Annotated in this window: 12 protein-coding genes; 5 read left to right on the forward strand and 7 right to left on the reverse strand. The window is 65.7% G+C overall.

The genetic code is table 11. The features are described 5' to 3' along the window. Positions 1–29 precede the first annotated feature (29 nt). The 6 genes from AC56LR_RS06305 to AC56LR_RS06330 form a co-directional block, all read right to left on the reverse strand. Positions 30–1736 (reverse strand): esterase/lipase family protein, encoded by a 1707-nt coding sequence (locus tag AC56LR_RS06305; protein WP_497128687.1) that lies wholly within the window; start codon positions 1734–1736, stop codon positions 30–32. Next, the gene (locus AC56LR_RS06310; RefSeq protein WP_497128689.1) at positions 1733–4564 is read right to left on the reverse strand and encodes a type VI secretion system Vgr family protein; all 2832 of its coding nucleotides are present in this window, start codon (positions 4562–4564) and stop codon (positions 1733–1735) included. Before AC56LR_RS06310 ends, AC56LR_RS06305 begins: the two co-directional genes overlap by 4 nt. Positions 4565–4693: 129 nt before the next feature. Next, positions 4694–5506 (reverse strand): TatD family hydrolase, encoded by an 813-nt coding sequence (locus AC56LR_RS06315; RefSeq protein WP_497128691.1) that lies wholly within the window; start codon positions 5504–5506, stop codon positions 4694–4696. Between the two features lie 3 nt (positions 5507–5509). Further along, positions 5510–6199, reverse strand: coding sequence for a lipoprotein-releasing ABC transporter ATP-binding protein LolD (lolD, locus tag AC56LR_RS06320; RefSeq protein WP_497128693.1), 690 nt, complete (start codon positions 6197–6199; stop codon positions 5510–5512). After that, on the reverse strand, positions 6192–7457 hold the full coding sequence (locus AC56LR_RS06325) for a lipoprotein-releasing ABC transporter permease subunit (protein WP_497128695.1): 1266 nt from the start codon (positions 7455–7457) through the stop codon (positions 6192–6194). The genes lolD and AC56LR_RS06325 overlap by 8 nt, the downstream gene beginning before the upstream one ends. 72 nt (positions 7458–7529) lie before the next feature. Further along, positions 7530–8807 carry a lipoprotein-releasing ABC transporter permease subunit gene (locus AC56LR_RS06330; protein ID WP_497128697.1) on the reverse strand — a complete coding sequence of 426 codons (1278 nt, stop codon included), beginning with the start codon at positions 8805–8807 and terminating at the stop codon, positions 7530–7532. A 145-nt stretch (positions 8808–8952) separates the two neighbouring features. Between AC56LR_RS06330 and AC56LR_RS06335 the strand changes: the two genes are divergently transcribed. Next, positions 8953–9969 carry a hypothetical protein gene (locus tag AC56LR_RS06335; RefSeq protein WP_497128699.1) on the forward strand — a complete coding sequence of 339 codons (1017 nt, stop codon included), beginning with the start codon at positions 8953–8955 and terminating at the stop codon, positions 9967–9969. A 38-nt stretch (positions 9970–10007) separates the two neighbouring features. After that, entirely contained in the window at positions 10008–11702 is a 1695-nt protein-coding gene (recJ, locus tag AC56LR_RS06340; RefSeq protein ID WP_497128961.1) for a single-stranded-DNA-specific exonuclease RecJ, read from the forward strand. Positions 11703–11732: 30 nt separating this feature from the next. Here recJ and AC56LR_RS06345 read toward each other — a convergent pair whose 3' ends face one another. After that, positions 11733–12155: a YybH family protein gene (locus tag AC56LR_RS06345; protein WP_497128701.1), complete on the reverse strand. Its 423-nt coding sequence runs from the start codon at positions 12153–12155 to the stop codon at positions 11733–11735. Positions 12156–12324: 169 nt separating this feature from the next. Here AC56LR_RS06345 and AC56LR_RS06350 point away from each other — a divergent pair, with 169 nt between their 5' ends. Genes AC56LR_RS06350 through AC56LR_RS06360 form a run of 3 tightly spaced genes read left to right on the forward strand, consistent with a single transcriptional unit; the run spans position 12325 to position 13782 of the window. Continuing rightward, complete coding sequence (locus tag AC56LR_RS06350) at positions 12325–12762, forward strand: MbcA/ParS/Xre antitoxin family protein (RefSeq protein WP_497128703.1); 438 nt, start codon at positions 12325–12327, stop codon at positions 12760–12762. 2 nt (positions 12763–12764) lie between these two features. Continuing rightward, the gene (locus tag AC56LR_RS06355; protein ID WP_497128705.1) at positions 12765–13448 is read left to right on the forward strand and encodes an RES family NAD+ phosphorylase; all 684 of its coding nucleotides are present in this window, start codon (positions 12765–12767) and stop codon (positions 13446–13448) included. Between the two features lie 13 nt (positions 13449–13461). Next, positions 13462–13782 carry a DUF2288 domain-containing protein gene (locus AC56LR_RS06360; RefSeq protein WP_497128707.1) on the forward strand — a complete coding sequence of 107 codons (321 nt, stop codon included), beginning with the start codon at positions 13462–13464 and terminating at the stop codon, positions 13780–13782. The last annotated feature ends 4 nt before the right edge of the window (positions 13783–13786 follow it).

Consider the following 13786-nt stretch of genomic DNA (forward strand, 5'->3'; position numbering starts at 1 on the left):
CCATCGTGCTTTCCGGCTGCCAGGCCACTTCATTGCACATCCTGCACAATCTTGACGATGAGATGACGTGTCAAGACGAGCATGTCTTCATGCTCGAAGCTCTCCTGGTGGCGAAACCCGTCTGCAGAAAAGACCTGGCGCACATGCGACTCTGGCCCTGCGCCCGATTGCACCGGTACTGTTTCATCACCGTGAGCATCCTGCGGCCAGACTTTGAAGCGCAGGCGCAGGACTTGATCGATCTCGACTTCCCGCGACCCGTCCTCGCCGAGGGCAATCAGCTTCCCCGAATTCACGCTGCCTTTCGTCAATGCAATCGAATTATTGCGGGACTCGCGCGCGACCCATCGAATCTGGCCGTACGTCTTGAGCGAACGATCGCTGCCGTGAAATGTGTAGGTATTCGGGTGGTAGTATGGTTTGCCGGTTTCCTTGCCGCTTCCGCCCACCGTCAGGGTTTGCGTGTGAAAGCGCTCAGCCGCATCGATGCTCTTCAGAATCGCTTGCCGGACACCGTTCTTTGATTTGGCATACTTGCCGGAGGGGTCGGCAAGCGCGGGATCGATCATGCGGTACCATGACTGCATGTCGCGGTAGAAGTCGTACGGATTACCGACGGGCAGCTCTATCAAGTCGCGCACTTCGTCATTCTTGTTCACAGTTCGCACTGTTTTAATCGTCAGCCACGGTTTCGGATAAAGGTGGTTTGGAAGCAGCTGCAGAACCCCGCTTGACAGCGCCATCACCGGTGTCGTTTCAGCACTCGTATCACCCGCGATCTCCGCAAATTTCGATGCCCGGATATTGTCGGTGAGTCCGTTAGCGAAATTTCCCCCTTCGGTGCCGCACGCAATTCGGCGATAAGCGACCGGAGCGCCCAATGCCGGCATGACACCATGAACAATGCCGGCGATATCTGGTGCGCTTCCATCCCCCGGCGGGCTTTGCCTGGCGCATGCGCGCGCCACTAGCCCTCCCATGGAATGGGTTACCAATATCACCTGCCGACAATCGTGCTTTCGATCAGTCCAAAATTTCTTGATCTTGTTGATACGCTGACGCAGGGCCACGGCGGAGAGTTCGCACGAGTCCAGCCAGTTGTAGCCAAAGGCGTAGACGGGGTACTGATACTCGGCGTATTTTTTTAGCTCCGGTTCGGTGACTCGGGCAATATTGCGTACGCCCCAGCGCTTTGGATCATACTGCATGACCTGGCGCCAGGATGGTCTTACTTCATATACTCCCTGAGGTGAACGCCAGTAGGTTTTGTCGAGATGGCGCTGCAATCCGCTGAGAAGCTTGCCGTAGGATGCTGCATGGATTTCGCCCCATCCGCGTTCACGCATGACTGAATCGTCCAGGGCGCAGGCCGGATAGTCCAGGTCACCACCATCGTCGACCTCGAGAATTCCAGCATCGAGAATGCGTTGCCGTTGCACAGGGTCGCGGCGCGACCATTTCCTGGCCTCGCGATACCCGTCCAGCGCCCCGCCAGGCGGGCGCCATGCAGGTTCGCCAGGTTGCAGCGCGTTGTTGGGACCGGGCTTCAGGTCGCTGCGGGCGCGCAAATTCGTACCCATCATCCCCGGCACGAAAATCACCGGAATCACCTTGCGCGACCCAACCGTGACGCGCGCGCGCACCTTGAATGAAGTCGGCGTCGCAACCGTATGTGCCACCAGGCTGCCATCGGGGTCGACTCTCGGCTGGTGGATGGGGCGGGTCGGCTCGCTCATGCCTGGCCTGCACCGGGAGGATCGTTGTCGTCGTCCGGCAGCAGGCGAACTTCGATGTCGCCCATCGCATAGGTGTGAAGGACGTCGGTGCGCCCTTCGTCGTCGGTCACGCCTTCGATGGTGGTGCCGTCTTCGTGGCGCGCGATGTAGCGCCGGCCCTTGGCGGGCATGCCGGTCTGGCGGTCGAGCACGATGACGCGCTCGTCGGTTTCGAGTTCCGTGGTGGGCAGCGACAAACCGACCGGCGCGCCTCCGCCGCCGACCACATGCTCGATCGTCGCGGCCTTGACCACATGGCGGTTGGTGGACTGGTGGGTGATGGTGCCGGCGTCCCAGTTGGTCTGGGTGCCTTGCGACACGATCTTGACGCTGGAGGCTTCGAGCTCAATGCCGCCTGCTGCGACCAGGCTGATACGGCCGGCCGACTTGATCTCGACGTCGCCGCGATGGGTCTGTACCACCACGTTGCCGCGCCCTGCGATCAGGCGCAGGCCCAGCTCGTAGGCAAACAGGCTCATGGCGCGCGAGGCCCGGAGGAACAGGCTGCGGCCGGCGGCCACCTCGGTATCGCCGGCGGATACCACGTCGATCTTTTGCTGGGCGCCGAGGGCGATGCTGTCTTCGCTACCCAGGATGATGCCGGCGGGACCGGTTGCCGCAACCAGCGGCGCGCCGCCGTCGGCGCCGCCCGGGGCCACGTTGGAGCCGGCGTGCCAGCGCCGCAGTTTATTGTTCAGCTCGGCCAGCCGGGGCTTGGCCTGCTCGTCTTCGCCGTGCTCGGTCGCCAGCCGGCCCAATTCGTCGAGCACGCCCTGCATGAGTTCACCTATGCCGACCAGGCCCTCGCGCTCCAGTTGCCCGGCGCCTTCGTTGTCCTTTCCGCCGGCGCTGATCAGGACGCCCTTCCCGCCGCGCAGTGCGACGGCCTCGTCGCTGCGCAGTTCGGCGCCCTCGCCGCGCGCCCCGGCCTTGCCATTCGTGCGCGGCTGGGCCAGCCAGCCGAGGTTCAGGCTCGATGCGCCGTGCTCGCTCGCGAGCTGGACGCCGATTTCGGCGGGGGTATCGTCGAACATGAGTTGCCCGGCGCGGCCGGCGCCGACCTCGCGGCTGCGCAGGCCTGACAGATAGCGGTTGCCGGGCAGCTCGCCCTCGCCGCCCAGCGCCGGCGGCTGCGCGCGCTGGTTGAACAGCTGCGACAGGATGACGGGCCGGTCCGGGTCGCCGCCCATGAAGGCCACCAGGACTTCGGTGCCCACGCGTGGCAGGCCGAGCGCGCCGCATTGCTGGCGGCTCCCGGGCCCATTACCGGCCCAGCTCGACGACACCCGCACCCAAGCCGAATCTGCCGGCGTATCCGACACCCCCGCCCCATGCGCATGCTTGTGGTCGGCCGCGCGCATGCCGGGAAAGCGGATCTTGACCCGCCCCAGCGAATCGCAATGCACTTCCTCGCCCGGCGGCCCGGTAACGATGGCGCTTTGCAGCTCCGGGTGCGGCAGGTCGACCCGCGGATCGAAGGCCGGCACCAGCGGGATGCCGCGGCGTACGGCGTCGAAGCGCATCCGCACGCGCACGCCGTCGCCGGCCACCGGCTGCTCGTTCGGGGCCAGCATGGCGCGGTCCGGGCTGTAGGGCCCCATCAGGCGGCGCACCCGGCTCGAGAGGTCCGCCGGCAGGTTGTTCTCGGCTTCCATCCACACCGCGGTAACGACGAAATCGCGCTCGGATTCCGTGTGGCTGTCGATCTCGGGATGGCCCGTGAGGGTGAAGTATTCGCCCGCGCACAGGTCGCGCACGCTGCCTTCGCCGTGGAAGCACTTGGTGTCGAATTCGTGGCGGTTCATGCGCACCTGGCCGAGGCGCCAGTGGTCTTCGACGTCGTTGCCGGCGTGCGGGATCTCGACCAGGTAGTCGTCGAGAGTGGCGGCCAGCGCATTGCCGCTGCGGCCCTGGTCGGCCATGCCGCGCGCGGTGGTGGTCATGAACTGGGCACCCAGGGGGTTGCGGTAGTCCCAGCTGTGGCGGGTGATGCTGCCCGGCTGCAGGCGGCGCGCGGCGCACCAGGACACGATGGTGTCGCGTTCTTCGGTGGCGTCAATGCGGTGGTAGCGCACGCTGCCGGCGGCGCTGCGCGGCAGCGAGGCGCCGTCGGAGAACATCACCAGGGTGTGGACGGGGGTGTCGTCGGATTCCTGCTCCGCGGCGCCGGCGCGGGCACGGCCGGGACGGAAGGTCCAGGCGATGCCGCGCCGCTTGAGCAGGCGCCGCACGAAGGACGCGTCGGACTCGTTGTATTGCATGGTCTGTTCGCGCGGCGGGAACTGGCGCATGTCGAACAGCGGGTCGAGTTCGTAGTCGAAGGCGCTGGCCATGACGCTGTTCGATTGGCGCCACTCGTCGAACAGGACCTGCACGATCTCCAGTTCGTTCTGGTAGCGGAACACCCGGCTGTTGACGCGCTTTTCCATGACCGCCAGCGCGTCGCGCATGACGAGCTGGTAGACGGCCAGGCCGCCGTCATGGTCGCCGGCTCTAGCCTCGGCCACGATGCCGCAGATGCTGCGCAGCTGGCCGCGGTCGGTCACCAGCTGGAGTTCGGCGGGAAGCGCGATGAGTTCCTTGAGCGGGATGCGTGGGGTTTCGGCGACGCAGGTAATGACATATTCGAATCCGCCGCAGACGGATTCATGGCCCTGCACGCGCTGGGGCAGCAGCAGTTCGTCGGAGAGGTGGTCGGCGTGGCCTAGGCGCAGCCGGATGGGCCGATGGGCGCTCGTCAGCGATTTCTCGTGCCTCAGCATCCGCAGGAATTCGCTCGCACTGTCCAAGTCCGTCTCCCGGTTCTCGTGGCTGCCGTCGCAGCGAAGAATGCATATTGGCAGAACGGAAGAGCGCGGGCATTGCGGCCCGTCATCAAGAAAAACGAACTTCCCGGCGGGTGGACGGTCGGGAAGCGGTCAGCCGGGCGACAGCCCCGGGAAGGATGCCAGCCGCGGAATCGCAGCGAGGCAATTGCGGTGCACGGCCTCGCGCAACTCGGCTTCGCCGATCCCGCGCAGTTCGGCCAGGGCGGCGCCGATGCGCGGCAGCTGGTCGGGGGTGTTCCGGCCCGGGTGAATCCAGCTCGGCGCGATGTCCGGCGAATCCGTCTCCAGCACGATGGCGTCCAGGGGCAGCTCGGTGGCCAGGCGGCGGATCTGGAGGGCGCGGGTAAAGGTCATGGCGCCGCCGAAGCCCAGGTGCAGGCCCAGGTCGATGAAGTTCGAGGCCTGCTGGAAGCTGCCGTTGAAGGCGTGGGCGATGCCGCCTGGTGGGCGGATCTGGCGCAGGTGCTTGAGCACCTGGTCCTGCGAGCGCCGCACGTGGGTCATCACGGGCAAATCGAAGTCGCGGGCGATGCGCAGCTGGGCGCGAAAAAAACGCTCCTGCTTCTCGCGCATGTCTGGCTCGCACAGCAGCGGAATGAAGTAATCCAGGCCGATCTCGCCGATGCCCACAAAGCGCGGGTCCTTCATTGCCGCCTCCACCGCCGCGCGCAGCACCTCGAGGTCTTCGTCCCGGGCCTGGGGCACGCAGATCGGGTGTATGCCGAGCGCATAGCTGACGTTCGGGGCCCTGGCTGCGAGATCGGCGACGGCGCCGAAATTGCCGCGCTCGACCGCCATCGCCACGATCACCGACACCCCAGCCCTTGCCGCCTGCGCCGCCACATCCAGCGACTGCGCGCCGAATTCACGGGCATCGAGGTGGCAGTGGGTGTCGATCCACATGGTTCAGGCCTCGGCCGGCTGCAGCCCGTGTTCGGTCAGGCGCAGCACGCGGTCGCAGCGGCGCGCCAGTTCCATGTCGTGGGTGACGATGACGAAGGCCGTGCCGAGGGTGCGCGAGAGCTCCAGCATCAGGTCGAAAATGGTCTGGGCGGTGCTGTGGTCGAGGTTACCGGTGGGCTCGTCGGCCAGCACGCAGGCCGGCTGGGTCACCAGGGCGCGCGCCAGGGCCACGCGCTGGCGCTCGCCGCCGGACAGTTCGCCCGGACGATGCACCACGCGCTTGCCGAGGTTCACTCGTTTCAAAATCGCCTCGGCCTTCTGCAGCGCCGACTCGCGCGCTTCGCGGCGGATCATCAGCGGCATCATGACGTTGTCCAGCGCCGAGAATTCAGGCAGCAGGTGGTGGAACTGGTAGACGAAGCCCAGCGAGGAGTTGCGCAGGTCGCCGCGGCGGGTCTCCGACAGCGTGGCGAAGTCTTCGCCCAGCAGGGTGACGGCGCCGGTCGATGGGGTGTCAAGCCCGCCCAGCAGGTGCAGCAGAGTCGACTTGCCCGAGCCCGAGGCGCCGACGATGGCGACCCGCTCGCCGCGGTGGATCTCGAAGTCGATCCCGTCCAGCACCTTGACCGTGTAGTCGCCCTGCTTGAAGGTTTTACCGAGGCCGCGGCAGGACAGCACAGGAGAATTATTCATAACGCAGGGCCTCCGCCGGTTTCACACGCGAAGCCGACCAGCTGGGATAGATGGTCGCCGCAAACGCCAGCAGCACCGAGACGCCGCCAATCCTGGCCACGTCCGGCCAGCGCAGCTCGGACGGCACGGCGCTGATCAGGTAGATATCTTTCGACAAGAACTGCACTCCCAACAAATGTTCAATAAACGGGACGATGGTATCGATGTTCAGGGCCACCAGCACGCCCCCGCCGACGCCCAGCAAGGTGCCGAGGATGCCCACCAGCGCGCCCTGCACCATGAAGATCTTCATGATCGAGCGCGGCGAGGCGCCCAGGGTGCGCAGGATGGCGATGTCGGCCTGCTTGTCGGTCACGGTCATCACCAGCGTCGACACCAGGTTGAAGGCGGCCACCGCGATGATCAGGGTGAGGATGATGAACATCATCTTCTTTTCGGTCTGTACGGCAGCGAACCAGTTGGCATTGAGCCTGGACCAGTCGCGCATTTCCAGGTCGCCCGGCATGCTCTTCTTGAGCTCCGCGGCCACGACCGGCGCCTCGTGCATGTCCTCGATTCGCAGGCGCAGGCCCATCGGCGCGTCCAGCCGCTCCATGCGCTCGGCATCCTCGATGTGCACGAACGACAGGGCCGCATCGAATTCGAAATGGCCAGCCTCAAAGATACCGGCGACCGTAAAGCTGCGGCTGCGCGGCAGCAGGCCGGCCGGCGTCACCTGGCCCTTGGCCAGCAGCATGGTCACCTTGTCGCCGATGCCCACGTTCAGCGCGCGCGCCAGCGCATAGCCCAGCACGATGTTGAACGAGCCGGGCTTCAAGGCATCGAGGCTGCCGGCCTTGATCTGCTTGCCGATACTGGATACCTGCGCTTCCTGGCCGGGCAGGATGCCGCGGATGACGGAGGGCCGCATCACGCCTTCGCCGACCAGCATGCCCTGGGTCTCCACAAAAGGCGCGGCGCCGCGCACGGCCGGGTTGCGGGCGGCCGCCTGCGCGGCCTCGCGCCAGTCCGGCATGCTGCCGCGGTTGTCGAACACCTCGATGTGGGCCAGCACCGACAGCATGCGGTCGGTGACTTCTTTCTGGAAGCCGTTCATCACCGACAGCACGATGATCAGGGCGGCCACGCCCAAGGCGATGCCGGACACGGAAATCAGGGAGATGAAGGAAATGAAGCTGTTGCGGCCACTGCGCTTGCCGGCGCGCGTGTAGCGCAGGCCGACCAGCCATTCATAGGGCAGGTTCTGGGTGATACTCATGCTGTGCAGCCTTGGTTTTCGAGGCCGCAGTGTGCCATACAAGCCGGGTCCGCGACAGGGGTCTTCGGGAGCTCATTCATAGCGCAGCGCCTCCGCCGGCCTGGTGCGCGAAGCCGACCAGCTCGGGTAGAGCGTGGCCAGGAAGGCCAGCAGCACGGCCACGCCGCCGATCCAGCCGACGTCGCCCCAGCGCAGTTCGGACGGGATCTCGCTGATCAGGTAGACCTCCTGCGACAGGAACTGCACCTTGAAGCTGCGCTCGATGAAGGGCACGATCACGTCGATATTCAGGGCCACCAGCACGCCCAGCCCCACGCCCATCAGCGCGCCCAGCACGCCCACCAGTGTGCCCTGCACCATGAAGATGGTCATGATCGAGCGCGGCGAGGCGCCCAGGGTGCGCAGGATCGCGATGTCCGACTGCTTGTCGCGCACCGTCATCACCAGGGTCGAGACCAGGTTGAAGGCGGCCACCGCCACGATCATGGTCAGGATGATGAACATCATGCGCTTTTGCGATTCCACGGCGGCGAACCACATCGCATTGACCTTCGACCAGTCGCGGATGAACAGCTCGCCCGTCATGCTGGCCTGGAGCTCGCTGGCGACCTGGGGCGCGCGCTGCATGTCGGCCAGGCGCAGGCGCAGGCCGCCTGGGGCGGTTACGCCGGCCAGCTCCTGCGCATCCTGGATGTTGGCGAAAGCAAGCGTCGAGTCGAACTCGAAATGGCCGGCCTCGAAGATGCCGGCCACGGTGAGAGGCCGCGTGCGCGGCATGGTGCTTGCCGCCTGGCCGGGCACGCCGCCGCCGCTCGAGGCCATGAGCAGCGTGATGCGGTCGCCCACGCCCACGTCGAGCGATTTCGCCAGTGCGCGGCCGATGATGATGTTGTAGGAGCCCGGCGCGATGACGTCGAAGCGGCCTTCGCGCATGTGTTTCGCCACGTCCGACACGGTGGTTTCCTGGACCGGGTCGACGCCGCGCAGCAGCACCGGCTTCATCACGCCCTCGCTGAGCAGCATGGCCTGGGTCTCGACAAACGGCGCAGCGGCGCGCACTTCCGGGTTGCGCAGGGCTTCCTGGCTCGATGCGCGCCAGCCCGGCATGGCGCCGCTGGCGTCGAATACTTCCACATGGGCCAGCACCGACAGCATGCGGGCCGTCACTTCCTTCTGGAAGCCGTTCATCACGGACAGCACGATGATCAGGGCGGCCGCGCCGAGCGCGATCCCGGCCACCGAGGCCATCGAAATGAAGGAAATGAAGCTGTTGCGCCCGCTGCGCTTGCCCGCGCGGGTGTAGCGCAGGCCGACCTGCCACTCGTAGGGCAGCTTGTGGGTGATGCTCATGAAATCCGGTTGTTGGTTTGCCAACCCGACAGTTTGCCAGACATCGGCGCTTCCTGTCGCAAAAACGTGTGCCCGGCCTCTCGCCGGGCCGCGCCGGGCCGCTGCACCGCCGTCGCGATGCGCGTATTTGCCTTAAAATGGCGGTATGTCCCACATAACGCTTGTCCTGCCCCACCTGCTCCCGCTTCCCGAATTCGCGCCCGACCTGGTGCGAGCCTTGCAGACCCCGATGCTGGCCTCCCTGCTCACCCGCACCAGTTCGCACGAGCGCAGCGCGGCGGTGGATACCGCACGCGCCTTGCCGCACGAGCAATGGCTGTCCCGCTCGCTTGGCCTGGCCCAGGATGGGCAGCCGGCCTTTGCCGCCGCGGCCATGCGCGGCTTCGGGCTCGATCCGGAAAACGGCACCTGGTTCATCGTCAACCCGGCCCACGTGCAGATCGCGCGCAGCCATTCGATGATGGCCGACCTGCGCCACCTGGCCTTGAGCGACGAAGAAGGCCGCGCCCTGTTCGAGGCGGCGCAGCCGCTGTGCGAGGAAATTGGCCGTCCCCTGCGCTATGGCGACGCCCAGACCTGGTTCCTGCGCGCCGACGACTGGGCGCATATCGAGACCGCCACCCCGGACACCGTGGTGGGCATGGACCTGACCGACTTCGTGCCGCGCGGTCCGCGCGCGCTGGCCTACCGCAAGCTGCAGAACGAAGTGCAGATGGCCTGGTACACCCATCCGGTGAACGCCGCGCGCGAGGCGAAGCGCCTGCCGGCCGTGAACGCCTTCTGGCTGTGGGGCGCCGCAGCCGCGGGCACGCATCCGGCCGCGAACATCACCAGCGTCGATGCGCCGGGCTGGATCCGGGCGCTGTCGAACCGCAAGACCGACGCGCTGGACGACATCGAAGGCGCGCTGGCGCAGGACGGCCTGCTCTACGTCGGCAGCCTGGCCGACGCGGCGATCGCCGCCGACTGGGGCGCCTGGCTGCAGCAGGTCCAGCACCTGGAAGACAAGCTGTTCACTCCCCTGCATGCGGCATTGGTGCGGGGCCGCGTCAAGCGCCTGCAGCTGGTACTGAGCCACCGCGACGCCCTTGCCGAATTCACTACCACCGCCATGGCCCAACGCAAGTTCTGGCGCCGGCCGACCCTGGATCGACTGATTTGAACCCTGCAAGCCTCGACAAAAGTACCAACACCGGCACCATGACCCGCATCACCACCCGCCCCTGCCCATTCCGCACCTCCGAGATGCTGCGCCAGGGCGGCGTGCACCCGGTGCTGGCGCGCATCTACGCCTCGCGCGGCCTGGTCGACGCGCGCGAGCTCTCGAGCGAGCTGACGGCCCTGGTGCCGCCCGGCGCGCTGATGCAGATCGATGCAGCAGCCGGGTTCCTGGCCGACGCCATCGCAGCGGGCAAACGCATGACCATCGTCGCCGACTACGACTGCGACGGCGCCACGGCCTGCGCGGTCGCCCTGCGCGGCCTGCGCATGATGGGCGCGAACGTCGACTACATCGTGCCGAACCGCTTCGAGTACGGCTACGGCCTGACCCCGGAAATCGTCGAACTCACGGCGCGCGAAAAGGCGCCCGACATCATCATCACCGTGGACAACGGCATCGCCAGCATCGACGGCGTGCTGGAGGCAAACCGGCGCGGCATCGAAGTGGTCGTCACCGACCATCACCTGCCGGGCGACGCCCTGCCGCCGGCGCGCGTGATCGTCAATCCGAACCAGCCCGAATGCGGCTTCCCGAGCAAGCACCTGGCCGGCGTGGGCGTGGTGTTCTACGTACTGCTGGCGCTGCGCGCCGAATTACGCAAGCGCGGCGTGTTCGATGCAGGGACCCAGCCCAAGCTCGACAGCCTGCTCGACCTGGTGGCGCTGGGCACGGTGGCCGACGTGGTGCGGCTGGACGCCAACAACCGCATCCTGGTCGCGCAGGGCATCAAGCGCATGCGTGCGGGCCGCATGCATGCCGGCGTGGCGGCCCTGTTCCGGGTGGCGGGCCGCGAAGCGCGCTGCGCCTCGCCGTTCGACCTGGGCTTTGCGCTCGGCCCGCGCCTGAATGCCGCCGGCCGACTGGAGGACATGTCGCTCGGGATCGAATGCCTGGTCACCGACGACCCGGGCCGCGCCTGGGCCATCGCCCAGCAGCTCAACGACATCAACCTCAAGCGCCGCGAAATCGAAGCGGACATGCAGGACACCGCCCTGCTGCACCTGGACAGCTTCGAGCCGGCCAGCAGCAGCACCATCAGCGTGTTCGACGCGGGCTGGCACCAGGGCGTGATCGGCATCGTCGCGTCGCGCCTGAAAGAAAAATTCTTCCGGCCGACGATCACCTTCGCACCGGGCATGGACGGCTGGATAAAAGGTTCGGGCCGTTCGATCCCGGGCTTCCACCTGCGCGATGCGCTCGACCTCGTGTCCAAACGCGTGCCAGGGCTGATCGACAAGTTCGGCGGGCATGCGATGGCGGCAGGTCTCACCATCCGGGCCGACCATTTCGACACCTTTTCGCAGGCCTTCGAAGCGGTCGGCAATGCCTGGCTGAGCGCGGCCCAGCTCGAGCGCATCGTCGAGACCGACGGGCCGCTCGAGGACGAGTATTACTCGACCCAGTTCATCGAGCAGATGGATAATCAAGTCTGGGGCCAGGGCTTTGCGCCGCCGGTGTTCTGCGACGAATTCCGCGTGGTCAGCCAGCGTATCCTGAAAGAGCGGCACCTGAAACTGCTGCTGGAAAAGAACGGCCGCCGCTACGACGCGATCTGGTTCGGGCATACCGACAGTCTGGCGGACCGGGCGCGGGTGGCGTTCAGGCTCGATGCGAATGAATACAACGGCGTCACCAAGGTTCAGCTATTGGTGGAACACGCGGAATCCGTGTAAATCGGATGGCGGGCGCGGGCCCGCCCTTCATTATTTTTTCGGCGGCGGCGGGCCGAAATCCGAGCCGCGGTCGAATACCACTTCCCATTGTCCCGGCGCCTTCAATCGCCAGATCGAATTGAAGCGCCCGATGCGCTTGCCCGCGGCATCGAGTACCGGCCCGCCGCTATACGCCAGCGTGCCCGACTCCACCACTTCGACTTCTTCCGGCTCCCACGAGAACGGCGCCTGCGGCCCGGTGTAGAACTGGCGCCAGCCCTTGACGATCGCGCCCTTGCCGCGCAGGTTGCCCTGCGCCGACATGAAAACCGCCTCATCGGCCAGGAACCGGGCAAAACCGTCGAGGTCGCGGGTTTTCATGGTCGCGGCGAAAGCGCGTTCGGCATCCATGACCTGTTTTTTCAGGTCGCCATTCGATTCGCGCGCGCCGGCGGCCGTGGCGGCAATCAGCATCAGACATACAGAAACAACAGACAGCAAACGCAGGCGCATTGGTTGATCCTTTCCTAAGCCTTTCCAATTTGCAAGATTAATAATTCTGTCACGGGACTCCCCACATGACAACCGGTAGTTGCCACTCTTCCGAAATCGGAGTATAAAGAATCCAATTACGGAGGATTCCATGAGCCTAGCCTACTGCTACCCGAAGAGCCGGTTTGAAACGGCGGTACTGGTCGACCTCAATTCGCGCAGCGAGCGCGAGCGGCTTTCCAGCTCGGCATTGAAAGGCTTTTTCAAGCTGGCATCCGCCTGGGGCGTGCGCGACGACGATGCGCGCGAGCTGCTCGGCGGCCTCTCGTCCTCGTCGTATTACGACTGGAAGAAGCATCCCGACAGGGTGCTCGAAGTCGACCGCATTACCCGCGTGTCCTACCTGCTGGGCATCTACAAGGCCCTGCACATCCTCTACGGCGACAAGCTTGCCGACGAATGGATCCACCTCCCGAACACCAATCCCGTCTTCGCCGGCCGCACGCCGCTCGCCTATATGCTGGGCGGCGGCCTGATCGCCATGCAGACCGTGCGCAAATTGCTGGACGCGCGCCGCGGAGGCCTCTGATCTTGAAGGTAGCGCATAAACTGACCCAGCTGCGCCAGATCGATACTTGCCGCCTGATCCCGTCGCGCTTCGCCGACGTCGAGGATTCCGTCCTCGCGCCGCTGGCCGAGAACAACGACATCCTGCGCGACCTGTTCGACCTCGACAACGCCACCAACGAGCGCCTGCGCGGCGAGTCCGGCCTGTTGCCCGGCATCGGCATGGACGAACTCGTGTTCGGCGTGCCGAACTTCCGTATCATCAACGCCGCCTATACCTATGCCCGCCCGGAAGGCAGCCGTTTCAACGACGGCGAGCGCGGCGCCTGGTATTGCGCCTTCGCGGCCGAGACGGCGCTGTGCGAAGTCATCTTCCACAAGACCGTCGAATACCAGGAAATCAAGCGCTTCGACGACAGCGTCACCTACCGGTCGCTACTGGCCGATTTTTCCGCTACCTTCCACGACTTGCGCGGCGTCGAGGCGCATCAAGCCTGCCTCGACCCAGGCAGCTATATCGCCTCGCAGGCCCTGGCCAGCCAGTTGCTGGAGGCCGGCTCGATGGGCATCATCTATCCGAGCGTGCGCCATCCTGGCGGCATCAACCTCGCCTGCTTCCGCCCCGCGCTGGTGGGGAATGTACGCAAGGCCCAGACCTATCGGTTAACATGGGCGGGTTCGCCGCACCCGGCGGTCGAGATCATTTGAAGACGTAGAACCTATGAAGACGAACCCAGAAAAAGACATCGAGCTGCACGACAAGATCAACCGCGAAACCGGCCGTGTGAAATGGAGCGAACTGGAGCGCCATTTCGCCAGCGGCTCGGTGATTTTCGTGAGCGCGGAGCTGGATTTGATCGACGTGGCGCTGCGCATTGCGCACGACGACAAGGAGAGCATTGCGAAGTGGATGGCGGCGGGGACGGTAGCGCGCGTCAGCGACCAGCAGGCGCTGTCATGGACCGAATCGGATGCGACGCTGTGGGCGTCGGTGGTGAGCCCGTTCGTGCTGGTGCAGGTGGAGAAGGGGTCGCTGCACTGATGTA

Source organism: Telluria sp. ZT3P39 (assembly GCF_059685935.1).